We start from the raw sequence: 24,838 nt of genomic DNA, 5'->3' as shown, positions 1-24,838 counted from the left end.
GGGCGGCGAGCACGCGGGCGACCAGCACGGCGCCCACCGCGGTTGACGCTGATCGGGCAGATCCACGAGCTGGGTGTGCCCGTCATGGGGGACGTCTCGACCCTGGAGGAGGGTCTGGCGGCCTGGGAGGCGGGCGCGGACCTCGTCGGCACCACGCTGTCCGGCTACACCGCGCGCCAGCTGCCCACCCCGTACGACCCCGACCTGCACCTGGTCGGCGCGCTCGCCTCCCACGGGGTGCGGGTGATCGCGGAGGGCCGCTACCGCACCGAGCAACAGGTGCGGCAGGCTTTCGCGGCGGGCGCGTGGGCTGTGGTGGTCGGCGGTGCGATCACGGATCCGATCTCCATCACCAGGCGGCTGGCCGCCGCCGCGCCGCGACACCGCCGTACCGCGAGGACCGCGGCCGCACCCCGACACCGCCGCTCGCGCTGGCCGTCGACATCGGCGGTACGAAGATCGCGGCCGGGCTGGTGGCGGCGGACGGCACGCTCACCGAACGCCGCAGGACACCCACTCCCGCCGGGCCGTCGATCCTGCGGGCCGTCTTCGAGCTCGCCCAGCCGTTGGCGCGGCGGGCCGTGACCTGCGGGATCGGCACGGCCGGGATCGTCGACCCGCTGGGACGCATCGCGTCGGCGACCGATCTGCTCACCGGCTGGGCGGGCACCGACGTCAAGGGCGAGGCCGAGCGCGCGTTGCGGCTCCCGGCGGTCGTGCTGAACGACTGCCATGCCGCGGGCGCCGCCGAGGCACGGGTCGGAGCTGCCCGGGGCGCGCGTACGGCGCTGGTCGTCGCCATCGGCACAGGTATCGGCGGGGCGGTCTGTGTCGAGGGCCGGGTCCGGGCCGGGGCCACGGGGACCGCGGGAAGCATCGGCCACCTGCCTGCCCCGGCGAGCGCCGGGCTGCGCTGCTCGTGCGGAGCGCTCGACCACATCGAGGCGTACGCCGCGGGACCGGCGATCGAGCGCGCCTATCTCAAGGAGACCGGGCAGGCGCTGTCGCTGGCCGAGATCGGCGAGATCGGTTCCCACGTGATCGCCGACGCGGCGACGCTCCTGGGCCGGGTGCTGGCCGGCGCCGCCAATCTGATCGACCCCGACGCGATCGTCATCGCCGGCGGGGTCTCGATGCTCGGGCCGGCGCTGCTGGGGCCCATGGAGGCCGCCTACCACGCCGAGACCCTGCCTGGCCCGTCCGTCGCGCCGCTGCTCCCCGCCATGCTCGGCGAGGATGCCGGGCTGGTCGGCGCGGGTCTGGAAGCCCTGTCCGCGCCGGCCTGACCGTCTACCTGGGCCTGCGGGTCAACGGCGAGATCATCCCGGTCACGATCGTCCATCCCGCTTTCATCGGTCGCCCGTGGTTCGGGCGGGCTCGGTGTCGCACCGAGCCCGCCCCGTGTCACGCTGTCAGCGCTGCAGTGTCAGCAGACCCGGCCGGTAGGGGAGGAGGCCGTAGTCGCCGCCGGAGCTGGGGCTACGTCCCTGGTAGAGCAGCCGCAGGTTGCAGGGATCAACGGTCATGGTCTGGTCGGCGCTGGTGCGGATGAGTTCGCCGTGGCTGATGTCGTTGGTCCAGGTGGCGCCGCTGTTGACCTTGCCGGCGAAGGGGTTGCTCTCGCTGGTGGCCTGGGGCGTCCAGGAGCCGTTGAGGCTGGTGGCGGTGAAGGAGCGGAAGTAGCGGCCTTGGGAGCCGATCGCTTCGACGATCATGAGGTATTTGTTCTGGTTCTGGAGCTTGTAGACCTGGACGGCTTCGAACAGGTTGTTCGTCGTGTCGCTCATGATCACCGTCGAGGTGCTGCCGAAGCTGCCGGGGAAGTTCCCGATGGGCATGCCGGCCCGGTAGATCTTGCCGTTGTCCCCGGCGAAGAACAGGTACATGTTCGTGCTATCACCGATGACGGTCTGGTCGATGGGGCCTGTTCCGGAGCCTGAGATGCTGCCGGAGAAGAGCACCTGCTGCGATGACCAGCCATTCGGATTGGTGGGGTCGGTGGAGGTGCGGTAGGAGAAGGCGGTTGCGCCCCATTGGTAGGCGAGCACCCAGATGTTCTTCGGGGCGAAGTAGAAGAGCGTGGGCGCGACGGTGGAGGACGACATCGTGTTCTGGCTGGCCGAGGCCATGTCGGACCAGTTGGTGAAGAGGCTGAAGTTCATCGAGCCCCACGTCGTTCCCGTGTCGTGCGTCGTGGCGTAGACGAGTTGCCTGCCGTTGTAGGGGACGGTGGTGAAGTCCTTGAGCGAGACCCATCCTGACTTCGGGGTCGCCAGCTGGCCCGTCGATGTCCAGCGGTACGTCGACGGAAGATCGCACATACCGGTGGGCGTGGGTGTAGGCGTCGGGCTCGGGTCGCCGCCGCCGACCTGGACGAGCTGCCACTGCTGGTTGTTGCCGCCCCAGTCGTCGTACTGGACGATGTTCGCGCCGTCGGCGGTGGAGGCGCCCTGAACCTCCAGGGCCTTGTTGCTGTGGCGCGAGATGAACCTCACATAGCCGCCCGAGCTGTCGGCCAGCCGCCACTGCTGGTTGGTGCCGTTGCCGTCGGCCCATTGCACGATCGCGCCGCCGTTGGCGGTGGAGAAGTTGTAGACGTCGAGCACCTTGCCGGAGTGGCGGGACTTGACGCGGTAGTAGCCCCCACCGGAGTCGACGAACTGCCACTGCTGCTGGTTGCCGTTGTTACGGGCCCACTGGGTGATGCGGCCGCCGTCGGCGGTGGACAGGTTGTAGACGTCCAGGGCCTTGCCGCTGTTGCGGTTGACCAGGACGTACCAGGCGTTGGTGTCGACGGTGGCCGCGCTGGCGGATTGAATCTGCAGGGCGACGAACAGGCTCGCCAGTAAGGTGGCCACCGCCGCGAGGACGGCCAGGGATCTGAATTTCATGAGCTCTCCGATTCATCTGTCGACGTGGCGGTGACCGCGCCGCCGAGCACCGCGAGCAGGCGCCTCACAGTGACCTCCAGATCGAGCCGCTGTCGCCGGCGAGACGACCCGCGTACCTAGATCGAAGACGGCGGCCATTGGCTCTGTTAGCGCTAACATTCGATCCTGCACAGCTGCATGGCTTAGTACGTTGACGCGGAGTACATCCGACAGTCCGGGCTGTCGTCAACGAGGAGCAACCGCTGCTGACTCATGCGGTGCTGCCGGAACGCTCCCCAGCCTGGAGTTTCGTCCGGGGGAGACCTGCCCGTGCATGTGAAAGTTTCACAGAGTAACCAGTAGGCAACGGGATAATTTGCGGCGCATTAGAAGTTAACTTAGGTCTTGATCTGGATTAAGTTTCTTCCTGTGAACGGTTAAGGAGTCACAGCAGGCCGCGTTCCATCGCCGTCATCACCGCGGCCGTACGGTCCGAGACGCCGAGCTTTCTGAAACAGCGCAGCAGGTACGTCTTGACGGTCGCCTCGCTGATGAACAGTTCGCCGCCGATCTCGGCGTTGGTCAGGCCCTGGCCGACCAGGCGGAGCACCGCGCACTCGCGCTCCGACAGCGCCGACTGAGCGGGCATCCGGGCGCGGAAGAGCTTGCCCGCGAGCGACGGGGTGAGCACGGTCTCCCCGCGAGCGGCGCCGAAGACCGCGTCGATCAGCTCCTGCCGCGAGCTGCCCTTCAGCAGGTAGCCGGCCGCTCCCGCCTCCACGGCGCGCAGGATGTCGCTGTCGCCCTCATATGTCGTGACGATGACGATCCTGCTGCCCGGCAGCCGCCGCAGGATGTCCCGGGTGGCCGCGACACCGTCCATGCCGCCCATGCGCAGGTCCAGCAGGATGACGTCCGGCCGCAGCACCCCCGCCTGGACGACCGCCTCCTCCCCTGACCCGGCCTCGCCGACGACGGTGATGCCGTCGGCGGACTCCAGCATCGCGATGAGGCCCTCGCGGACCACCGGATGGTCGTCCGCCAGCAGGACCTTGATCGGCTGTCCCTCAGCCACCGGCCGCCACCTTCCCCGTGACGCCCGCGACCGCCACGGGAACGCGCACCTCGATCGCGGTGCCCTCGCCCGCCCGGCTGCTGACCGTCACCGTTCCGTCGATCTCCGCCAGCCGGGCCCGCATGCCGCGCAGGCCGTACCCCTCCCGTGCGTCGTCCGGGGTGAAGCCCTTGCCGTCGTCCCGGACGAGCAGGCGCACGGCGTCCGGCTCGAAGGTCACCGCCACGTCCACCGTGCGGGCCCGCTCGGCGTGCTTGCGGACGTTGGCGATCGCCTCCTGCACGGTGCGCAGCAGGACGACGTTGACGGGCATCGGCAGGGACTCCTCCTCTCCGTGCACCGAGGTGCGCACGTCGAGACCGGTCTCGGCGATCAGCCCGTCCGCCTGCCTGCGTACCGCCTGCACCAGCGAACCTCCGCGCAGGGTGGGCGGCGTGAGGGTCGCGACGAAGTCACGCGCCTCGGCGAGGGACTCCCTGGCCACCTGCCCGGCCCGCGACAGGTGGCCGGCCGCGTGGTCCGGTTCGTCGCGCATCTTGGACTCCGCGGCCTGGACCAGGCTGATGATGCTGGACAGGCCCTGGGCCAGAGTGTCGTGGATCTCCCGGGCCAGGCGTTCCCGCTCGGCCGAGATGCCCGCTTCGTGGGAGAGCCTGGCCACTCGCGCCTGGCTGCGCCGCAACTCCTCGATGAGCCGGGCGCGTTCCTTGCTCTGCTGGGTCATCCGCTTGATCCACAGTCCGAGCAGGATCGACAGCGCGAAGCTCATCAGCGAGATCGGCAGCATGCCCCAGACACCCGTGCCCGACCGCGAAAAAGCCGTCCCACAGGCCGAACCAGCCGGTACGCGGCTCAGCCTCCCCCTGTTCGCCGGTCTGCCGTCCGTTCGCCTGAAGTCGTACTCGCACCCACCAGTCGTACCACGGCCGGGGACGTGTCCACCGATCGGTTGACAACCGGTCCAGCCGTTCGGTCGTCTCGCGGTGGGCGCCGGGTTTCTAGCGTGGAAAGCGCGAAAGAACGTGCCAGGCACGAAAACCTATCTGTGCGATCCGGAGAATCCCCCATGAGTCAGTTTCTTGCGGCCCTCATCGCGAGCGGAACCATTCTGCTCATCATCCTGGCCACTGATCTGGGACAACGCCGCATCACCACGATGCGAATGTTGCGCTCGGTGATCGCCGTGGCCGTCATCATCGCCATTTTCGTCCATTCCCTCCCCACGCAGGGAAACGACGTGTCGCTGCAACTCGTGGGAATCGGTACGGGGCTGATCGGCGGCCTGATCGCCGGTGCGTTGCTGCCCGCCCACCGGCGCGGGTCGGGCGAGCTCTACACCGTCGGCGGAATCGGCTACGCCTTGGTGTGGATCGTCTTGTCCGCCGGGCGGGTCCTGTTCGCGTACGGCGCCGAGCACTGGTTCGCCGAGGGCCTGGTCCGCTTCTCCATCGACTACCGGATCAGCGGGGCGGACACCTACGCCAACGCCTTCGTCTTCATGTCGCTGGCCATGGTCCTGGCGCGTACCGCCGTGCTGATGACCAAGATGCGCAAGCTGAAGGCGGGCGCGGCGGCAGCCCCGTCGCACGCCGCCGACGTCTCCTGACAGCGGCGATCCCTCCACATCCCGGAAGATGACGAGACAGCACAATGAACCATCAGAGCAACCTGACGCTCCGGCCGCCCCGCAACCGCGTCGCCGGCCGGGCGATCGGCTGGTGGAGCGCGCAGTCCGCGGTGTTCGCCCTGCCCCTGCCCTTCACCTTCGCGATCCTGTGGGCCAGCATCCCCCCGACCCGTGAACTCTTCATGTGGTTCACCCTGATCTCCCTCGTTCCCGGCCTGCTCTACATGGCCGTCATGCCGTTCTGGCGCTATCGGGTGCACCGCTGGGAGGTCACCGACGAGGCGGTCTACGCGGCCTCGGGCTGGCTCTGGCAGCAGTGGCGGGTCGTGCCGCTGTCTCGCGTGCAGAGCGTGGACACGCTGCGCGGGCCGCTGCAGCAGATGTTCGGGCTGTCCGGCGTCAGCGTGACCACGGCCTCCTCCTCCGCGGTCCGGATCAACGGACTGGACCGCGAGGTCGGCGACGAGCTGGTGACATACCTGACCCGCCGTGCCCAAGTCGTACCGGGAGACAACGCATGACCTCCGGCAGCACCTCTGACCGCGCGGCGCACGCCACGCCGCCCGGCCACCGCGGGCGGCTGAGCGGGCGGCTGAGCGGCCGGCTGATCGCGGTCAGCCTGAGCATCCCGGCCGCGCCTCTGGCCCTGCTCCTGATCAGCCTGCTCGTCACCGCGGGTACGAGCTGCGGCGCGCAGAAGGCGGTGTCCTGCGGGTCCGTCGCGGCCTGCTGGCCACCCGGTCCGTGAGCTTGGAGGAGAATCGGCTGCGCGGCGTCGAACTGGTCGAGCCGATCCCGCTGCGCTGGGCCGGCGGCGCCAGGCTCAACGCCGTCACCAGCGGCCTGGGCGACCGGGAGGAGAACCGCAGACGCCGCGTCCTGACCCCCCGGTCCCTCGCGCGCAGGCGCTCCAGGTCTCCGCCCAGGTGCTGCCGGCCGGCGCGCCGCCGGAGGAGGGGCTGCTCGACAGGGCGGGCCTGGCACCGCATCCCCGCGCCGCGTTGCGCAGACGGATCAACCGGGCGCTGATCACGGCAGTCCTCGCCGCCGCCGTCCTCGCCGGCCTTGGGCCGTGGCTCGGCCACCCGTTCGTCACCACCGGCTGGATCACCGGCCTGCTGCTGGCGCCGGTCCTGTCGGCCTTCGCCTACGACGCCTACCGCAACCTCGGTCACGGCGTGCGGGGCCGCTATCTCGCCATCATGTACGGGACGTTCGCCCGGCGGACGGTCGTTCTCCGGCGGGACGGCATCATCGGCTGGACGGTCACCCGATCGCCGTTCCAACGCCGTGCCGGGCTGCTCACCCTCGGGGCCACCACGGCCGCGGGGGACGGCATCTACAGGATCCGGGATGTGTCCGTGGATCAGGGCCTGGCTTTGGCGGAGGCCGCAGTGCCCCGTCTGCTCGCCCCATTCGTCGAACCGGAGCGCCCTCCCGGCGTCGCGACCGAGGGAAGCGAGTGGCATTCCTGAGTCATGAGAGGTGCACGGGCAGGCTGCTCATCCCGCTCAGCAGGTTCGAATAGATCCAGCGCGGCCTGCCGTTCAGTTCCACCTCGGTGACCAGGCTTCGCAGCCCGGTCAACAGGGCCGCGATCTCGGCCCGCCCCAGGTAGGCGCCGAGGCAGAAATGGGGGCCGTAACCGAATGAAATATGCTTGTTGCCTGATCGCGACAGGTCGAATCGGAAGGGATCGGGGAACACTTCCTCGTCCCGGTTGGCCGAGTTGTTCCACAGCGTGACAATGTCGCCGGCGCGAATCAGCCGGCCGCCGACTTCGACATCTTCGAGCGCGGTCCGCCCGAAATGCATGGCGGGGGTGGTCCACCGCAATATCTCCTCGACCGCGTCGGACGTCTCCACCTCGCCCCGTTTCCAGGCCGCCCACTGGTCGGGGTGCTCGATGAAGGCCAGTACGGCGCTGCTCATCGAGAGCCGGCTCGTCTCGTCACCGCCGAGGATCAGGCTGTAACAGTTGCTCACCACTTCCTCCATGCTCAGCGGCCGGCCGTTGACCATGGAGGAAGCCAGCACGCTGACGGCGTCCGTGCCCGGCCGCCTGCGGCGCTGCCGGGCCAGGGTCTCGAAGTAGCCCAGGATGTCGTTGCGCGCCTGCCAGATATCCGCCGCCGACTGGTCGGGTCCTTCCGCGCTGAGCGCCGCCTTGGTCCACTCCAGCAGCGAGGCGCGGTCGCTGCTCGGCACCCCGAGCAAGTCACAGATGGTGGCCAGCGGAATGTGCGCGGCCACCTCATCGGCGAAATCGCCGCCACCGGCCGAGACAATGTCCTGGAGCAGGCCCTGCGTGGTTTTTTCCAGATTCTCCACCACCCCGCTCAACGCGCGGGGCGAGAAGGCTCGCAACAATATGCGGCGAATTTCGGCGTGCCGCCGGCCGTCGGTCACGGCCATCATGACGCCGGCCGCTGAATCGCCACCCTGGAGCAGGGTGGACAGGACATTTCCCTTTTCCGAGGTGAAGCGCTTGTTGTCGAAATAGATCGAGGCGACGTCTCTGTGCCGGGTGGCCACCCAGAATCCAGGCGCCGCGCCGACCGGGGGGTGCCAGTAGACGGGCTCGGTGGCCCGCATCCAGCGCCACACCTCGGTGAGATCGTTTTCCGCGTGGGTGCGGGGGTCGGCCAGATTCAGGTTCCCTGCCTCACTGGGCTTGGCCAGGGTCCGGGTCGGCATGGTTCGCTCTGCTCCTTGAGGTGAGGGCGGGGATGGGATCCGCCGGAAACCACGATCATGTCCGAGTCTGTCATGTCCGTATATGGATGGCCCCACAAGACGATCAAGTCCGGGGTATGATCATCCTTTATGCGGCCGAATGCCCCCGAAGTTCGTCGTGCCCAGTGATACGTCTGCTCTATGGTCACTTGCGCGGCTACATGGGGTTTCTGGTGGCCACGCTGGCCCTGCAGTTGGTTCAGACGCTGGCGGGTCTCTACTTGCTGCAGGTGATGGCCGACATCATCGATACCGGGGTCAGGCGGGGTGACACCAGCTACATTCTCGCCACCGGTGCGGGGATGCTGGCGATAGCGCTGGTTCAGATGGCGGCTTCGGCCGGGGCGGCCTATTGCGCGGGGCAGGTGGCCGTCTCGGTGGGGCGGGATCTCCGGTCCACGATCTTCCATCACGTACAGACGTTCTCCGTCAACCAGGTCAACCGGTTCGGCTCCTCGGCGTTGATCACCAGGTCGACCAGCGACGTGCGTAATCTTCAGATGCTCACGCAGACAACGCTGAACGTGGCGCTGCCGGCCCCGGTCCTGGGCATCGGGGGAGTGGTTCTGGTGATGCGGCAGGACCCGCGGCTGGCCCTGCTGCTGCTCGTCGCGGTGCCGGTCATGGTGGCGTGCGTCGCTCTGCTCTTCAGACGGATCCGCGCGCTGGTCCGCAGAATGCAGGAGCGGGTCGAAGGAATCCACTGGGTGATGCGCGAGCAGATCGGCGGCATACGGGTGATCCGGGCCTTCGTCCGGGAGGCGCATGAGCGGCAGCGGTTCGTGGCCGCCAACAACGAGCTGGTGCAGACGTCGCTGAGGTTCTCGCGAGCGATGGCCCTGCTGTCACCGATGGTGATGGGGGTGCTGAATCTCTCCGGCGTGGCGGTCATCTGGCTCGGCGCCTCACTGATGGCCTCCGGCAGTGTACGGGCGGGGGCGCTCACCGCGGTGCTGACGCTGCTGTCGCAGACCATGGCGGCGGTGATGATGGCGCTGTCGCTCTTCGTGATCGCTCCCCGGGCGGCGGCCTCGGCCGAGCGCATCCGTGAGGTTCTGGCCACCGAGTCGACCGTGCTGCCGCCGAAGGCCCCGCGGATGATGAACACCACGCCGGCGGGAATGCTGGAGATCCGGGACGTGACCGTGGGCTATCCCGGCGCCGAGGAGCCGGTGCTGCGCGGGGTGAGCCTGACGGCGTACCCAGGCCAGACCACCGCCATCGTCGGAAGCACCGGCAGCGGCAAGACCACGCTCGTCAATCTGGTGCCGAGGTTGTTCGACCCGGCATCGGGCGACGTGCTCATCGACGGGGTGAACGTTCGCGAACTGGATCCGGACGAGCTGGCGTCGGTGGTGGGGATGGTGCCGCAGCAGTCCTACCTGTTCAGCGGGACCATCGCCTCGAACCTGCGGTTCGGCGACCCGGACGCGACCGACGAGCGTTTGTGGGAGGCATTGTCGGTGGCCCAGGCACGAGAGTTCGTCGAGGCACTGCCGGAAGGGCTGGCGGCGCCGGTCGCGCAGGGAGGCGGGAACTTCTCCGGCGGGCAGCGGCAACGGCTGACGATCGCACGAGCGCTTGTCGCCCCCCGTCGCGTCTATCTGTTCGACGACGCGTTCTCGGCCCTGGACTACGGCACCGACGCGGCCGTGCGGGCCGGGCTCGCGCAGGCCATCGGAACCGCCACCGTGGTCGTCGTGGCTCAGCGGATCTCCACCGTCCTGCACGCCGATCAGATCGTCGTGCTGGACCAGGGGCAGGTGGTCGGGGCCGGGACCCACGCCGAGCTGGCCGCGCACAACACGACCTACCAGGAGATCGTTTTGTCCCAGGCCGAACCGGTGGGCCCGTGAAGCCGGACAGGCGTCCTGCGGCGGGCACCGGTCGCCGGCTGATCGGACTGGTGCGGCCGGAGCTACGGCTCGCGGGCGCCGGGGCCCTGCTCGGCCTGATCGCCACGGCCCTGACGGTGACCGGGCCCCTGCTGCTCGGGCGCGCCACGGATCTGATCGTCTACGGCGTCGGGCACGGCGGAGTCGACATGGCCTCGCTGGCCCGGCAGTTGCTGACCGCGGTCGGCGTCTTCGCCATGGCCTCGGTCTGCGCCTGGGGCCAGTTGTGGCTCACCGGCGAGATGGTCGCCAGGACGGCCTCGCGGCTGCGCGAAAGGGTGGGCGCGAAACTCGACCGGCTCCCCTTGGCCTACCTCGACTCTCAGCCCCGTGGGGATGTGCTCTCGCGTACCACCAACGACGTCGAGACCCTCTCACAGGCGCTCAACCAGATCCTGGGCCAGTTGCTGACCCCCTTCCTCACGGTGATCGGAGTGACCGTGATGATGGTGCGGATCGCACCGGACCTGGCCGTGGTCGTGCTGCTGACGGTTCCGGCCTCGATGGTGGTGGCGGGCGCGATCGCCAAGCGCACCAGACCGCAGTTCACCGCCCAGGCCGAGGCGATGGGCGCGGTCAACGCGTACGTCGACGAAATGATCACTGGCCAGTCCCTCGTCAAGGTCTTCGGCCGGGAGCGAGAGATCGCGACCACCTTCGACCGGTACAACCAGACCCTGTACGGCGCGGCCCGCAAGGCACAGATGTTGTCCGGGTTCATGGCACCGGGCATGTTCTTCATCGCCGGCCTCGGCTTCATCGCCGTCGCGGTCGTCGGTGGGCTGAAGGTCGCGGCCGGCACTCTCACCGTCGGCCTGGTCCAGGCGTTCATCCAGTACGCCCAGCAGTTCAACCAGCCGATCGGCCAGCTCGCCTCGATGGCGAACCTGATCCAGTCCGGCCTCGCCTCGGCCAGCCGGGTCTTCGAGTTCCTCGACGCGCCGGAGGAACGGCCGGACCCGGAGGGCGATCCCCGGCGGGACACCCCGCGCGGCCGCGTCGCCTTCGAGCAGGTCTCCTTCCGCTACACCCCCTCCACACCGTTGATCGAGGATCTGTCGCTGACCGTGCCTCCCGGCAGCACCGTGGCGATCGTCGGTCCGACCGGCGCCGGCAAGAGCACGCTGGTCAACCTCATCATGCGGTTCTACGAGGTCACCAGCGGCAGGATCACCGTGGACGGCATCGACATCGCCACCCTGCCCCGCGCCGAGCTGCGCGGCAGGATCGGCATGGTCCTCCAGGACCCCTGGCTGTTCAACGGGACCATCGCCGCCAACATCGCCTACGGCGCCGACGACGTTCCGAGGGAGAAGGTCGTCGAGGCGGCCATGGCCACTCGCGCCGACCACTTCATCCGCACCCTGCCCGACGGCTACGACACCGTCATCGACGAAGAGGGCTCCAACATCAGCGCCGGCGAGAAACAGCTCATCACCATCGCCCGCGCCTTCCTCGGCAACCCCGCCATTCTCATCCTGGACGAGGCCACCAGCGCCGTGGACACCCGGACCGAAGCCCTCATCCAGCACGGCATGGCCTCCCTGCGCGTCGGCAGGACCGGCTTCGTCATCGCCCACCGGCTGTCCACCATCCGCGACGCCGACACCATCCTGGTCATGGACTCCGGCAGCATCGTCGAACACGGCACCCATGACCAGCTGCTCGCCGCCCGGGGAACCTACGCGCGACTCCACGCCTCCCAGTTCACCTCGGGCCGAGGCGACGACAGCTGAGGGAACGTCCAGCGGGCGGGCACGGTCTCCGAGACCGTGCCCGCCCGCTGGACGTGCCTCGCCCTACTGTTCCTGTTCGATGGTGACGGTCCCGGCCGCGCCGTCGATGGTGATCAGTTGCCCGGTCCGGATCAGCGTTGTGGCGTCGCGGACGCTGATCACGGCGGGAATGCCGTATTCACGGGCCACTGTGGGACCGTGCGCCAAGGGCGAGCCGGTCTCGGAAACCAGCCCGGCCGTGGTCATGAACAACGGCGTCCACCCAGGGTCGGTGGTCGGAGCGACGAGGATCTCGCCCGGCTCGATGTGCGCCCCCGAAGGGTCGTGGATCACCCGGGCCCGGCCCGTCGCCCGGCCTGCCGCCCCCGCGGTTCCGGTCAGCGTCCTGCCGTCGTCCGCGTCCTCCACCGGCACGGCGGGTACGAGTGCCTCGATCTCGGTCCCGTCGGACAGGACGGCGGCCGGGATCCGGGGCCGCCGCACCTCGCGGTCGTACTCGGCCCGCCGTGCCGCGACCAGTTCCCGGTGGTCGGTCCCCTCTGACACGGCCGCGCGCGCCTCCTCCAGATTGAGGAACATGACGTCGTCGGCTCGTTCGAGCAGCCCCCGCCCGGCGAGGTCGTCGCCGACCAGCAGCAACTGCGCGCGCGCCGCGGCGATCATCGGCACCAGGGTGAACTTGCCGATCTCGCGCAGCCCGAGGAGCTTGCGGAAACGCCGCATGAGCGTTCCGGCCAGCCGTCCACGTATCGGCCGGGTGCGGCGCGCCCGCTGCTCCAGCACCTCGATCATCGCTTCCGCCTTCGCCGCGGCTCGTTTGAACCGCAGGTCGGCTGCCTGGTCCGGGTCCTCCACCCGCAGGTAGTTGACGATCGTGGACATCAGCGGCGCGGGGTTCTCCGACCAGCGCGGCATGCCGACGTCGATCTCCGCGGCCGCCCGGAAGCCGTAGGAGTCAAGAAAGCCCTTCAGCCCGATGTCCGGCAGCGTGCCGTTCCGATAGCGCTCGGCAAGCTCGGCGGCCGGAGTCGAGAGGAACATGTCCCGGTGCTCGCGGGCGTTCTGCGACACCTGCCACAGCGCGAGATTCATCTCGGTCGTCACGTTGTGCGGCATCCCGCCGAGGACCTGGTCCATCTCCTCGTCGGTGGCGATGCCCTTGAGCAGCATCGGCGGCAGCGCGCTGAGCTGGAGCGAGAGGTGGATCGACCCCATGACCGCCATGAAATCCGCACCGATGAGCGGCATCCAGCAGTCCTGGACGACCCACTGGAGCCGCTGGTCGGCCGTGGTGAGCTCCGGCGGAGCGGCCGACCGGCGCTGGATCTCCTCGACGTAGCGGAACACCCGTTTCCGCGACTCGTCGGGCCGCGCCAGGCTGCGAACGGTCCCGGGAATCGAGGTGACGATCGAGCGCAGGGTGAGCCTGATGGCGTTCCGGATGCTGGTCGGCGGGCTCGGCCGGACCGCGAACCGGGGATCGTCGAGCATGAGCCGCACGGCGTCCTGCACCCGCGGCCCGTACAGTGCCAGGCTCTCGGGAAGGTTCTTCCGCCGTCGTTCGTTGCGGAGGGACTCGGTGATGTCCATGTAGAGATGCCCGGCGATGGGAACGAACCGGCGATGCGACCGGTAGGCGTCGTTGCTGTCCCCGCCGAACTCCTTGAACCATCGCGCCGTCCCCACCCGGATCAGCGACAGCCCCATGGGGGTGCAGGGGCGGAGCATCCCCTGGATGTGGCCGAACTCGAGGAAGAGCCGGGGACCGGGCTGCCCGGTGTCCGGGGGGAGGGGGAAGAGCGTGGTGATCGGCCGGGTCTGCAGCAGCCACAACGTGCCGTCGGCGTCGAAGGCGAACTCGATGTCCTGCGGCCCCGCGAGACGCGTCTGCAGCCGCTCACCCGCGCTGCGGAGCTCGTCGAGCTGGGCGGGGGTGAGGCAGCCTGGGGGCGGCGGGGTCCCGTCCAGCACGTAGTGGTCGGGGATGGTGTTGCCGTCGACCACCGCGGTGCCCAAGCCGGGAGCGGCGTCCACGACCATCTCCGTGCGTGTCCCGGTGACCGGATTGGCGGTGAACAGCACGCCCGCCGCCTTGGGATCGATCATGCGCTGGACGACGACGGCCATCGTCGCCTCGCCCACGCCGGCTGCCTCACGGTAGGCGACGACGCGCTCGCTGTGGAGGGAGTCCCAGCACTTACGGATCGCGCTGAGCAGGTCCTCGCGCCCGGTCACGTTAAGGAAGGTGTCCTGCTGGCCGGCGAAGCTGGCGTCCGGCAGATCCTCGGCGGTGGCGCTGGACCGTACGGCGACCAGGCCCTCGCCCAGCTCCTCGTAGGCGCGCCACACCTCCTCCTCCGGGATGCTCCCGGTCTTGAACGCGTCGGTCGTGACGCAGAAGCCGTCCGGCACCCGCTCGCCGGCTCTGATCATCTCGAAGAGCCCCGCGGCCTTGCCGCCGACCAGGTCGATCATGCCGACGTCAATGTCTGCGAGTTTGATTACGTTCATCCAGGATCCTTCTTGCTGGCCACCTTTACGGGGCAACTCATGACGTGGATGACATCGCCGTTCCGGCTAGTCCCACGATGCGAAAAATACGCGACATCGAGCCCGATGAATCCGGCGAGTTCCTTGGGAGCACGCCGTGCGCCGCGAGCGAGGCCCCCCGCGCTATCGCGTCGTCGGGCAGAGACGATCGCCACCTTCATAGACCTCGATCAGGCTCACTACCAGATCGTGGATCAGGCGTGCTACCAGATCGCGTCCATTGCGCGGAGAAGCTCGCGAACGCGCGTCCCAGGTAGTTCGTCAATTGTCCCGCTTCGCATTCATTGCCAGACAGAGTAACCCTATCGAGAGTTGATCACGTGGGGAAGCCCCGATGCGTCGAAAGCCACCGTAATCCCCGGGCGGCCGCGGTGGCGAGGCCATGGCATTGAGCTCGGCGTCTCCTCGGTTTAGCGGTTCGGGCTTCGGTGACGTTGTGCTATCGGGTGATATCCGCAGGTTATAAACGCTGGTCAACAAGCCGGGGCGTATCTTCGGGGCAGCTTCATTGGTACGTTCCATATTCGGTCGCGGGCTGGCGGAGCGGGCGTTTCCGGGTGCCGCCCGGGGTCTCGTCGGAGCCAGGCAGTTGCTACGCCAACGGAGATTTCCGATTGGTCTGGGCGGTATACGGAGAGTATTCCCACTGGTCAGATGCGCTTAGCGGGGGGCTTCGGGTGATGACCGGCCGGCCCCGGAGATGGCCGACGCGGAGATCCGCCACCTCAAGATCTGTGAATGTAGTACATAGTGGTGCCATTATGGAAAAATATGTAAGGCGGTCGCCATCACCGATCTCGGGGCTCGCGTGATTCCGCAGGGGAGAGCCGTCCCGCCATTTCGCTGCCCGTCCGGTGGAGAGACCTGATGCGTGTCGTCTTGAAGGAACTGTTGCCCTGCTGGATCACGCAGGCAAGAGCACACAAGGACAGGGCGCTTGATGTCTGGCAGTACGTTTCCGGCTGGTAACGCACGGTGCAGCGTCAGCACACAGGAGGGGGTCGAAAGTTGCGGCAGGTGACGCTCAGCGTTCTGGGATCGCTGGAAATCTACATCGGCGGCCGGAAGATCGCACTCACCCCGCAGCGACGCGCGCTGCTGGCCACACTCGCGATCGAGGCGAACCACGTAGTCTCCATTGACCGGCTGCTGGATGAAATATGGGGTGAGGCCCCTTCCCAAACGGCGGCCGGCAGGGTCAGGACGCTCGTCTCCGACGTACGGATGGCACTGGGTGCGGTCGGCCCGAAGGTGATCGTCACGCGCAACTCTGGCTACCTCCTGGACCTGGAGCACACCGAACTGGACGTCACCGCCTTCACCGCCCTTACGCAGGAGGCCAATCTGGCCCACTCCCAAGGACGGGCGGAAGCGGCCATCGAACTGTTCGACGAGGCGCTTGACCTATGGCGCGGGGAACCACTGGCGGACTTGCGGGGACCGCTCGGAATCAGTGAGACACAGCGCCTTCTGGGAGTGCGTAGAGCAGCAATCGAGGCCAGGGCCGAGATCAAGCTGGCGAGAGGCCAGCATGTCGATGTGATCGCGGAAATGACCAGCCTGGCTGGGGAGTATCCGCTGTCCGAACGGCCACATGCGCTGCTGATGCACGCCCTGCATGCATGCGGGCGGCCGGCCGAGGCGCTTCGGACCTATCGGGACCTGCACAGCCGATTCGTGGCGGAACTTGGCATCGAGCCCTCACTGCAATTGCGGGAACTTCATCAGAAGCTGCTCGCCGACGATCTGGTACCGGGGCCGGCGGAGTGGCACAGGGGAGCGCGGCTCTGGCGCCGGTTGTGCCTGCTCCCTCCGGACATCGGTGACTTCATCGGCAGAAGCGCCGAGATCAAGTCGATCACCGCAGCTTGGAAGAAGAGAGCATCTTCACCCGCGATCGTCGCGATATCCGGCTTCCCCGGTGTCGGCAAGACCACTCTCGCCCTGCACGTCGCGCATCAGTCCCGGTCGCGATTCGCCGACGGTCAGCTTTACGCGCACCTGCATGGGGCGTCTGCGGCACCAAGAGAACCGGCCGAGGTTCTCGCTGAGATGCTGAGCAGCCTCGGCGTGGACGGCGCTCACATTCCGGACGGCGCAGAGGAGCGGGCTGCCCTCTTCAGAGACCGCATCGCTGACCGTGAAGTGCTCATCGTGCTCGACGACGCCCGCGATGAGGCCCAGGTAGAACCGCTGCTGCCGGGCACCCCGAACTGCGGGATCCTGATCACATCACGCGGTCCGCTGTCCGGGCTGCCGGGCACGCAGCGGGTCGCGCTGGAGGTTCCCTCCGAGGACGAGGCTTGCGACCTGCTCCGCTCGGCAATCGGCCAGGAGCGCATCAGCCGCGAGCCCCAGGCCGCTCGTGAGATCCTTCAGAGGTGCGGGCGTCTTCCCCTGGCAGTGCGGATAGCGGGTGCGAGACTCGCCGCCCGGCCGTCATGGCCACTCCGCCAGCTCGCGGCCCGGCTGAGCGACGACAGCACACGCCTGGACGAGTTGGTCGCACGGCGCATGGACTTGCGCGCCAGCATCCAGTTGAGCTATGACATGCTGTCAGCCGCGGACCGACGGGCTTTCCGGCTGATTGGAGTGGCGAGCCTGGACACCTTGACCGACTGGTCGATCACCGCGCTTCTCGGTGTGCCGGCGCGCGAAGCCGACCGCTCCGTCGAGACCCTGGTGGCCGTCGGCCTGATGACCGCTCACGACATCGACGCCGCAGGCCAGCCCCGTTACCAGTGTCACAACCTGATACGAGACTTCGCGATCGACGTCGCCGACGAGACGGCGAGTCAGCAGGAACTGCGCGAGGCGATGGCCAGGCTGGTCCTCGCGGCCACAGCGCGGGTTCGAGCGGCGACCAGCGCAATGCCGCTCCCACTCATACCGATGGACCTTGACGCGATGCCACGGACCGAGCCATCCCGTGCCGACCGATCGTGGCTGGGTGCCGAACGGGCCAACCTGACCGCCCTCGTCTTGAGCGCGGCAAGGACGGGCAATGTCCGCGCGGCCGCTGACCTCGTCGCCTGGACGGCGCCGTTCCTGCTCGCTTCGGGACACTACAACGAGGCCACCCACATGCTGGACGCCGTCCACCTGGCTGCCACACATGCGGGCGACTCCGCCACCGGCACGCGGATGGGCTTACTGCGCCTGCAGCGCGTGGAGGACGAGCGGGTAGCGGCCGGTGCCGGCCGGATGCACGTGAAGAGCGGCACACACCGGGGTAGTGAGGTCGGCTAGAAGGCTTGGCCGCCTGAAGGCGGTCGTCGGGTGGAAGCCGGGAATCAGGCAGGAATAAGACGAAGATCAGGCGCTTGCCCCCTACCTTTGAGCCGGGAGGACTCAACGTCGCTGCCCTACTCTCAGCGCCGTGCCACCCAGACAGAGGAAGCGTCCCCTTGAAGGCCCTCAGAAGACCCAGCGCTACCGGATGTGATCGGGCGTCACGAATCCTTGCGGACTGTGTTTCCTGAGGTCGTCGGCGAACCCGGCAGGTAGTCCTCGACCTGGATGATGCGGACTTCGGTTGGCAGCATTTGCAGGAAGCGAGCGTGTCATGACAGAACCGGCTGTGCTGATCGACGTGACCGACGACACGTTGTTCGGCCGCAACGCGTTCTGGCCGATGTTCGCCTGGCTCAGGCAGAACGACCCGGTCCACTGGCACGCAGAAGCCGGTGGGCGGGGCTTCTGGGTGGTGACCAGGCACGCGGACGTGACCCGCGTCTACACCGACAGCGAGACGTTCAGCTCCCGCCACGGCATGCGCCTGGGCAGCGTGGACAAGGCCGTGGCGGCCGTCTCCGGGCGGATGCTGATCGTCTCCGACCCGCCGGACCACAACCGCATCAAGAGCGTGATCTCCAAGGCCCTGGGCCACTCGGAGCTGCCCCGCATGGAGCGCCTGGCGCGGGCCGCCGCCGCCCACGCCATCGACGACGTGCTGCAGCGCGACGAGGTGGACTTCTACGAGGTGGCCAAGCGCCTCACCAACCACGTGATCTGCTCGCTGATGGGCATCCCGGCCGCCGATTGGGACTGGGTCTGCGACACCATCTCCGCCGCCTTCGAGGGCACCGACGAGGAGTCCAAGAGACACGCGCACAGCGAGATCTTCCTGTACTTCAGCGAACTGCTCGACGAGCGGCGCAAGAACCCGGGAGACGACTTCATCAGCCGCATCGCCACCGACCAGCGCGTGGCTGAGACCGGCCGGCGCCCGCTCACCGACGAGGAGATCGTCTTCAACTGCAGCGGCGTCCTGTCCGGTGCGAACGAGACCACCCGCTTCTCCACCGCCGGCGCGGTGCTCGCTCTCGCCGAGCACCGCGACCAGTGGGAACTGCTCAGGTCCGGCGACGGGGCGGCCGTGGAGAAAATGCTGCCCGCCGCCGTGGAAGAGGTGCTGCGCTGGACCGTGCCCGGCGTCCACATCTTGCGTACGGCGCTGCGCCCGGCCACCATCGGCGGCGTGGACATCGCCTCCGGCGACCGGGTGACCCTCTGGAACGTCTCGGCCAACCGGGATGAGGAGGAGTTCCCGCAGGCGGACCGCTTCCTGGTCGACCGCACGCCCAACCGGCACGTCACCTTCGGCGCCGGGCGCCACCTGTGCATCGGCGCCCGGCTGGCCCGGCTGGAGCTGACGGTGTTCCTGCGCGAGCTGGCCGGCCGTGTACGGACCATCGAGGTACGCGACCAGCCGGTTTACAACGCCTCCAACTTCACGTGGGGACTTTCACGCCTGGCCGTACGGTTGAGCGCTTGATCGGGTGCAGGTTCGAAGAGAAGCCGACCAGCGGTTCCTCGGACTGTGGCCGGCCTTGGAAAGGCTGCGGCGTAGCTCGCGGAGGGTCTTCCAGGTCTTCAGCTGGGCGTTCGCTCGTTCACCGGGGCCGCGGAGCCTGGCGTGGGCGCGATCGGCCCGCTTCTGCGACGGCCTGGCGTGATTGCCGCCGCTTGCCGCGCAGACGCCGGACGTGGGGATCTGGGCGGTGAGCAGGCCGTTGAGCGCGCCGCGCGCCTCATATCCCCGGCCACCTCGCTGCCCGGGGTCGGCTGCTGACGGGGCCTGAAGGCCGGCCAGATGAACGCCGTCTCAAGCAAGAGCCCGGGCTGGGAGATGTTGTGGCGCGATGATCGGGACCATGTGTCACCGAGATCCGGTCGCCCGAATAGGAGCGAAAATCAGGCAGGAATCCGGCAGAGATCAGGCGCTCGCCGCCTAGGTTCAGGGTGGCGAGGACCGCAGAGAACAGGATCGTGGTGAATGACTTGCGGGTAGATGAAGCTCAACGTGGCGCTTGCACCGAAGTGAGCAACCACGTCCCCGGCGTTTCCCCGCCTTCCGGACCAGAAATCGTCTCCGTTCCGATCGCGATGCTGCTGCCCGGCGAGTCGCCTCGTCTGCAGGGGCAAGATCGGGAGCACGTGACCCGGCTGGCCGAAATCGACCGGCCGCTTCTTCCCATCCTCGACCGCCGCGTCATCGACGGGATGCACCGTCTCGATGCCGCGCTCATCCGCGGGCAGCGGCATATCGACGGCATTTCCCCGGCCACGGCCGGGGATGTACGCAAACGGATGCTGTCGGACGAGTCGCCAAGGAAGACCCGCCCCGCGCCCGCAAAGGTCATTGTCGGCACCGCGGTCGAGGTCGGCCACGATGGCGAGGCGTCCGTCCAGGGGGAGCCGGTGTCGCAGGAGCCCGTCCTGATACTCGACAGGCTGCTGCGTGATCCGTCGCCGCGTCTGAAGGAGGAGGGCCGCCACCGGTTCGCCGATGCTGAAGGGTTTCCTCAAGAGGGCCGCGGCGCTGGAGCCCGACGCGTTCTCCCTTTACCAGACGAGGTCGCTTACCACGGCGTCGCCGAGTCGGTGCGCATCTGCGACATCGAAATCCACAACGCGCCCGTTGACTGGAATAAGGCCTTCGCAGCACACCATGAGGCTGCACCGGCGTGGCTGATTCAAGAGGCTGGCTACCAGATCAACTACGTTGCGTGAGAAGCTCGTGAACGCGCGCCTGAGGGGGGCCATCGATTGTGCGGTTCGTATTTATTGACTAGTCAAAGTAATTCGGTCGAGAGCCAATTACTTGGGAAGCTCCGATGTGTCATGAAGTCATCGGAATCGGATGCTGTTCTCCGGATGGGCGCGGCGGCGAGGCTAAGGTGCTGTGCTGGTCGTTTCCGCTGTTCAGAGCTCTGATTATAGCATTGGGATTTTTCAAATGGTCCGGGTTTTGTTTTTCGGAGAGTAGCCTACTTTACTCTCCCTTGCAAGGTGAGTGCGATGTTCGGGTTGCTGCGAAAACGGGCGGCATCGGTACCAGCTGTGCTTGACATTGCGTGAGTCTGGTTCGAAACTCTCTGAGCCAGTAGTGCGCTCTTGGCCGCGGCTGTCTGCACGTGCAAGTTGATACTTCGGTAGGAGTGGAATTCTTTGATTCCGTTGTCCTTTGCCCAGCGTCGGTTGTGGTTCCTGCACAAGCTGGAGGGCCCGTCGGCGACGTACAACATGCCGCTGAAGCTACGATGGACTGGTGCGCTCGACACGGACGCATTGCGAGACGCGCTGCAAGACGTTATCGGTCGCCACGAAACATTGCGAACTGTGTTTCCTGAGGTCGACGGAGAACCGCAGCAGGTAGTGCTCGACCCGGACGACGCGGACTTCGGATGGCAGCATCTGCGCAGCACCGAAGAGGAGTTGCCGGATGTGCTGGCGGCGGCCGCCCGGTACGCGTTCGACCTGTCGACGCAGATCCCTGTCCGGGCCACCCTGTTCGACTGCGGGGCCGACGAGCACGTCCTTCTCATCGTGATCCATCACATCGCCGGTGACGGCTGGTCGATGGGTCCGCTGTCCCGTGACGTGCTCACTGCCTACACCGCGCGTGCGGCGGGGCAGGCGCCCGCGTGGGAGCCGCTGCCGGTGCAGTACGTGGATTACACGTTGTGGCAGCGGGAGTTGCTGGGGGAGGAGTCCGATCCGGAGAGTCTGTACTCCCGTCAGGTGGAGTACTGGAAGCGGCAGTTGGCGGGGTTGCCCGAGCAGCTCAATCTGCCGACGGATCGGCCGCGGCCGGCGGTGGCGTCCTACAAGGGCGCGTACGCGGTCTTCGAGCTGGACGCGGCGCTGCACCGGCGGCTGGAGGAGCTGGCGCTGGGCGCCAACGCGACGGTGTTCATGGTGTTGCAGGCGGCCATGGCGGCGCTGTTCACCCGGTTGGGCGCGGGCACCGATGTTCCGCTGGGCAGCGGGGTCGCCGGTCGTACCGACCCTGCGCTGGAGGATCTGGTCGGGTTCTTCGTCAACACGTTCGTGTTGCGTACCGACACCTCGGGCGACCCGAGCTTCGTCGAGCTCGTCGAGCGGGTGCGGCGGGCCAGCCTGGCCGCTTACGACCATCAGGATGTGCCGTTCGAGCATCTGGTGGAGGTGCTCAACCCGCAACGCTCCACCGCCCACCACCCGTTGTTCCAAGTGGCGCTCGTGGTACAGAACACCCCCCAGGGCGACTTCGGCGCGCCCAGCCTGCCGGTTCGGGCTGAGGTCGTCGGCACCGGAACCTCACGTTTCGATCTGCTGCTATCCCTTGTGGAATCTCACGACCAGACCGGCGCCGCTGCTGGAATCGAAGCGCGTGTCGAGTATTCGACCGACCTGTTCGATCGGAGCACGGTCGAGGGGTTGGTGGCGCGGTGGGTGCTGCTGTTGGAGCAGGTGGTGGGCGATCCCGGGCGGCGGATCGGGCAGGTGGAGATCCTGACCGAGGCCGAGCGGTCGGAGTTGCTGCCGGGATGGAACGACACCGCCGCCGACGTGCCGGAGCTGGGCCTGGCCGGTCTGTTCGGGCGGTGGGTGGAGCGGACTCCGGAGGCGACCGCTGTTGTCTGCGGTGGTGAGTCGGTTACCTATGCCGAGTTGGATGTGCGGGCGAATCGGCTGGCGCATTGGTTGATCGCTCGGGGTGTGCGGCCGGAGCATCGGGTTGGTGTGTTGCTGTCGCGGTCGGTTGATCTTGTGGTGGCGGTGCTGGCGATCGGTAAGGCTGGCGGCGCGTATGTGCCGGTGGATCCGGGCTATCCGGTGGAGCGGCGTGAGTTCATGCTGGCTGATGCCGGCCCGGTGGTGGTGCTGGAGGAGCTGCCGGACGTGTCCGGCTATCCCGCGACCGCTCCTGGGGTGGAGCGGGAGTTGTCGGGGGCGGCGTATGTGATCTACACCTCGGGTTCGACTGGTGTTCCGAAGGGTGTGGTGGTCTCTCACGCGGGTGCGGCGAGTTTGGCGTTGTCGCAGGCGGAGCGGTTGGGGGTTTCGGCTTCGTCTCGGGTGTTGCAGTTTGCTTCGCCGAGTTTCGATGCGGCGTTCTGGGAGTTGGTGCTGGCGTTGGCTTCGGGTGCGGCGTTGGTGGTGGCGGTGGAGTCTGCGCCGTTGGCGGGTGAGGTGCTGGGGCGGGTGCTGGCTGAGCAGCGGGTGTCGCATGTGACGTTGCCGCCGTCGGTGCTGGCGGGGGTGCCGGATCCGGATCGGCTGCCGGATCTGGCGGTCGTGGTGGTGGCGGGGGAGGCGTGTCCGCCGGGGTTGGTGGCGCGCTGGTCTTCGGGCCGGCGGTTCGTGAATGCGTATGGGCCGACGGAGTCGACGGTGTGCGCGTCGATGAGCGGTGCGTTGTCCGATGGGGTGCCGATCGGCTTGCCGGTGGCGAACACCCGGCTGTATGTGCTGGATGAGGGGTTGCGTCCGGTTCCTGTTGGGGTGCCGGGGGAGTTGTACATCGCGGGAGCGAGCTTGGCCCGGGGGTATTTGAACCGGGCGGGGTTGTCGGCGGAGCGTTTCGTGGCGTGTCCGTTCGCCGCTGGGGAGCGGATGTATCGGACCGGCGACGTGGTGCGCCGCCGCGCGGACGGCCAGCTGGAGTTCGTCGGCCGCTCCGACGAGCAGGTCAAGGTGCGCGGCTTCCGCATCGAGCCTGGTGAGGTCGAGACGGCTTTGGCCGCGCATGCCGGGGTTCGGCAGGCGGTGGTGGTGGTTCGTGAGGATGTGCCGGGTGATGCGCGTCTGGTGGGTTATGTGGTGCCGGATCTGGCGGTGGCGGCGGCTGCTGCGGATGCTGCCGGGCAGGTGAGTGAGTGGCAGGAGATTTACGACTCGGTGTATGCCGGGTCGGAGGTGGACACCTTTGGTGAGGACTTCACCGGCTGGGACAGTTCTTATTCGGGTGAGCCGATTCCGCTGGGGGAGATGCGGGCTTGGCGTGATGCTGTGGTGGAGCAGGTGCTGCGCTTCCGGCCCGAGCGTGTCCTGGAGGTGGGTGTCGGTTCGGGTCTGTTGTTGTCGCAGTTGGTCGAGCATTGTGCGGAGTTCTGGGGTACGGACCTGTCGGGCACGGTGATCGATCGGTTGCGTGGCCAGGTCGCGGCGCGGGGGCTGGCCGACCGGGTGACGTTGCGTGCCCAGGGGGCCGATGTCGTGGACGGATTGCCTGAGGGGTATTTCGACACGATTCTGCTCAACTCCGTCGTGCAGTACTTCCCCGACGGGGAGTATTTGCGGCGGGTGATCGACCGGCTGGTCGGGCTGCTGGCGCCGGGTGGCCGGCTGGTGGTGGGCGATGTGCGGCATGCCGGCACGTTGCGTGCCTTCCACGCGGCGGTACGGGCGCCGCGTTTCGCCGGGCAACTGGACCGGTTGCGGGCTGCGGTGGCGCATTCGGTGATGGTGGAGAAGGAACTGGTGGTGGCGCCGGAGTTCTTCACGGTCCTGGCTGAGGCTGATTCCCGGATCGGGGCGGTCGACATCCGGCTGAAGACGGGTGGTTACCTCAATGAGCTGACCCGGCATCGCTACGAGGTGGTGCTGCACAAGGACCCGGCCGAGGTCGTCGACGCCTCTGACGTGCCCACGCTGGCGTGGAGTCCGGACCTTGATCTGGATCAGGTCGCCGTGCCGGTGCGGATCGTCGGCATTCCCAACGTCCGTCTGGTGGAGGAGGTCGCGTGCGAACAAGCCCTGGACGATGACGTGGTGGCCCCGACGGCCGGGATCGACCCGCACGACTGTATCGAGTGGGGTCAGAAGCGGGGTGTGCAGGCGATCCCGACCTGGTCGGCGGCGTCGGTGGCGCACTTCGACCTGCTGATCCTGCCCGCCGGCACAGGGCCGGTGTTGTCCGGCGGATATGTCCCGGCTGTGGCTGGGGTGCGGTTGGTGAATGATCCGAAGGCGGCTCGTGGTCTGGGGGCGTTGCTGGCTGAGGTTCGGGCGGGGCTGGTGGATCGGTTGCCGGAGTATTTGGTGCCGTCGGTGGTGGTGGCGATTGGTGCGGTGCCGTT

At 67.8% G+C, this 24,838-nt stretch carries 16 protein-coding genes and 2 pseudogenes; 12 read left to right on the top strand and 6 right to left on the bottom strand.

What is annotated here, in order from left to right; all coding sequences use genetic code 11:
• Both ACFPZ3_RS33295 and ACFPZ3_RS33290 read left to right on the top strand, forming a co-directional pair.
• Window positions 1-585 (top strand): annotated as a pseudogene (locus ACFPZ3_RS33295) (hypothetical protein); the annotation flags it as partial.
• Entirely contained in the window at window positions 474-1,286 is an 813-nt protein-coding gene (locus ACFPZ3_RS33290; protein ID WP_379518266.1) for an ROK family protein, read from the top strand. The pseudogene ACFPZ3_RS33295 and the gene ACFPZ3_RS33290, both read left to right, overlap by 112 nt.
• A gap of 126 nt (window positions 1,287-1,412) precedes the next feature.
• Here the strand turns inward: ACFPZ3_RS33290 and ACFPZ3_RS33285 are convergent, their stop codons facing one another.
• The 3 genes from ACFPZ3_RS33285 to ACFPZ3_RS33275 all read right to left on the bottom strand — a co-directional run bounded on the left by ACFPZ3_RS33285 (window position 1,413) and on the right by ACFPZ3_RS33275 (window position 4,732).
• Entirely contained in the window at window positions 1,413-2,891 is a 1,479-nt protein-coding gene (locus ACFPZ3_RS33285) for a non-reducing end alpha-L-arabinofuranosidase family hydrolase (RefSeq protein WP_379518265.1), read from the bottom strand.
• Between the two features lie 424 nt (window positions 2,892-3,315).
• Window positions 3,316-3,945: a response regulator gene (locus ACFPZ3_RS33280; protein ID WP_379518264.1), complete on the bottom strand. Its 630-nt coding sequence runs from the start codon at window positions 3,943-3,945 to the stop codon at window positions 3,316-3,318.
• On the bottom strand, window positions 3,938-4,732 hold the full coding sequence (locus ACFPZ3_RS33275; protein ID WP_379518263.1) for a sensor histidine kinase: 795 nt from the start codon (window positions 4,730-4,732) through the stop codon (window positions 3,938-3,940). Before ACFPZ3_RS33275 ends, ACFPZ3_RS33280 begins: the two co-directional genes overlap by 8 nt.
• Window positions 4,733-5,011: 279 nt before the next feature.
• On the opposite strand from ACFPZ3_RS33275, the gene ACFPZ3_RS33270 reads away from it, so the two are divergent.
• The 4 genes from ACFPZ3_RS33270 (at window position 5,012) to ACFPZ3_RS33255 (ending at window position 7,047) form a co-directional block, all read left to right on the top strand.
• Window positions 5,012-5,551 (top strand): hypothetical protein, encoded by a 540-nt coding sequence (locus ACFPZ3_RS33270; RefSeq protein WP_379518262.1) that lies wholly within the window; start codon window positions 5,012-5,014, stop codon window positions 5,549-5,551.
• 44 nt (window positions 5,552-5,595) lie between these two features.
• Window positions 5,596-6,093 (top strand): PH domain-containing protein, encoded by a 498-nt coding sequence (locus tag ACFPZ3_RS33265; RefSeq protein ID WP_379518261.1) that lies wholly within the window; start codon window positions 5,596-5,598, stop codon window positions 6,091-6,093.
• Window positions 6,090-6,320: a hypothetical protein gene (locus ACFPZ3_RS33260; protein ID WP_379518260.1), complete on the top strand. Its 231-nt coding sequence runs from the start codon at window positions 6,090-6,092 to the stop codon at window positions 6,318-6,320. The genes ACFPZ3_RS33265 and ACFPZ3_RS33260 overlap by 4 nt, the downstream gene beginning before the upstream one ends.
• 178 nt (window positions 6,321-6,498) lie before the next feature.
• A complete protein-coding gene (locus ACFPZ3_RS33255; RefSeq protein WP_379518259.1) occupies window positions 6,499-7,047 on the top strand; it encodes a PH domain-containing protein in 549 nt (182 codons plus the stop codon).
• Between the two features lies 1 nt (window position 7,048).
• On the opposite strand, the gene ACFPZ3_RS33250 is transcribed toward ACFPZ3_RS33255, so the two are convergent.
• Window positions 7,049-8,269, bottom strand: a complete 1,221-nt coding sequence (locus tag ACFPZ3_RS33250; protein ID WP_379518258.1) for a cytochrome P450 — start codon at window positions 8,267-8,269, stop codon at window positions 7,049-7,051.
• Between the two features lie 32 nt (window positions 8,270-8,301).
• Here ACFPZ3_RS33250 and ACFPZ3_RS33245 point away from each other — a divergent pair, with 32 nt between their 5' ends.
• Both ACFPZ3_RS33245 and ACFPZ3_RS33240 read left to right on the top strand, forming a co-directional pair.
• Window positions 8,302-10,164, top strand: a complete 1,863-nt coding sequence (locus tag ACFPZ3_RS33245) for an ABC transporter ATP-binding protein (RefSeq protein ID WP_379518257.1) — start codon at window positions 8,302-8,304, stop codon at window positions 10,162-10,164.
• Window positions 10,161-11,939 carry an ABC transporter ATP-binding protein gene (locus ACFPZ3_RS33240; protein ID WP_379518256.1) on the top strand — a complete coding sequence of 593 codons (1,779 nt, stop codon included), beginning with the start codon at window positions 10,161-10,163 and terminating at the stop codon, window positions 11,937-11,939. Before ACFPZ3_RS33245 ends, ACFPZ3_RS33240 begins: the two co-directional genes overlap by 4 nt.
• 63 nt (window positions 11,940-12,002) lie before the next feature.
• Here the strand turns inward: ACFPZ3_RS33240 and ACFPZ3_RS33235 are convergent, their stop codons facing one another.
• Window positions 12,003-14,450, bottom strand: a complete 2,448-nt coding sequence (locus ACFPZ3_RS33235; protein WP_379518255.1) for a PEP/pyruvate-binding domain-containing protein — start codon at window positions 14,448-14,450, stop codon at window positions 12,003-12,005.
• Window positions 14,451-15,506: 1,056 nt separating this feature from the next.
• Here ACFPZ3_RS33235 and ACFPZ3_RS33230 point away from each other — a divergent pair.
• Together ACFPZ3_RS33230 and ACFPZ3_RS33225 are read left to right on the top strand one after the other, a co-directional pair.
• Window positions 15,507-17,738 (top strand): AfsR/SARP family transcriptional regulator, encoded by a 2,232-nt coding sequence (locus ACFPZ3_RS33230; protein ID WP_379518267.1) that lies wholly within the window; start codon window positions 15,507-15,509, stop codon window positions 17,736-17,738.
• A gap of 316 nt (window positions 17,739-18,054) precedes the next feature.
• Complete coding sequence (locus ACFPZ3_RS33225) at window positions 18,055-19,266, top strand: cytochrome P450 (protein ID WP_379518254.1); 1,212 nt, start codon at window positions 18,055-18,057, stop codon at window positions 19,264-19,266.
• On the opposite strand, the pseudogene ACFPZ3_RS33220 reads toward ACFPZ3_RS33225, so the two are convergent.
• Window positions 19,237-19,452: pseudogene (locus ACFPZ3_RS33220) on the bottom strand (hypothetical protein); the annotation flags it as partial. The gene ACFPZ3_RS33225 and the pseudogene ACFPZ3_RS33220 overlap by 30 nt on opposite strands.
• 308 nt (window positions 19,453-19,760) lie before the next feature.
• Here ACFPZ3_RS33220 and ACFPZ3_RS33215 point away from each other — a divergent pair.
• Window positions 19,761-20,504, top strand: a complete 744-nt coding sequence (locus ACFPZ3_RS33215; protein WP_379518253.1) for a hypothetical protein — start codon at window positions 19,761-19,763, stop codon at window positions 20,502-20,504.
• 438 nt (window positions 20,505-20,942) lie between these two features.
• The coding region (locus tag ACFPZ3_RS33210; protein WP_379518252.1) for a non-ribosomal peptide synthetase at window positions 20,943-24,838 on the top strand (3,896 nt) is incomplete at its 3' end.

Source organism: Nonomuraea insulae (assembly GCF_042656245.1).
The sequence above is the reverse complement of the archived record's forward strand: the minus strand, read 5'-3'. Positions and strand labels throughout refer to the sequence as shown.

Bases quoted from the DNA above. Each gene is read 5' to 3' on its own strand.
- ACFPZ3_RS33260 (WP_379518260.1), top strand. From the start codon at position 6,090: ATGACCTCCGGCAGCACCTCTGACCGCGCGGCGCACGCCACGCCGCCC.
- ACFPZ3_RS33275 (WP_379518263.1), bottom strand. From the start codon at position 4,732: ATGCTGCCGATCTCGCTGATGAGCTTCGCGCTGTCGATCCTGCTCGGA.
- ACFPZ3_RS33285 (WP_379518265.1), bottom strand. From the start codon at position 2,891: ATGAAATTCAGATCCCTGGCCGTCCTCGCGGCGGTGGCCACCTTACTG.
- ACFPZ3_RS33250 (WP_379518258.1), bottom strand. From the start codon at position 8,269: ATGCCGACCCGGACCCTGGCCAAGCCCAGTGAGGCAGGGAACCTGAAT.
- ACFPZ3_RS33265 (WP_379518261.1), top strand. From the start codon at position 5,596: ATGAACCATCAGAGCAACCTGACGCTCCGGCCGCCCCGCAACCGCGTC.
- ACFPZ3_RS33245 (WP_379518257.1), top strand. From the start codon at position 8,302: ATGGGATCCGCCGGAAACCACGATCATGTCCGAGTCTGTCATGTCCGT.
- ACFPZ3_RS33270 (WP_379518262.1), top strand. From the start codon at position 5,012: ATGAGTCAGTTTCTTGCGGCCCTCATCGCGAGCGGAACCATTCTGCTC.
- ACFPZ3_RS33235 (WP_379518255.1), bottom strand. From the start codon at position 14,450: ATGAACGTAATCAAACTCGCAGACATTGACGTCGGCATGATCGACCTG.
- ACFPZ3_RS33225 (WP_379518254.1), top strand. From the start codon at position 18,055: ATGACAGAACCGGCTGTGCTGATCGACGTGACCGACGACACGTTGTTC.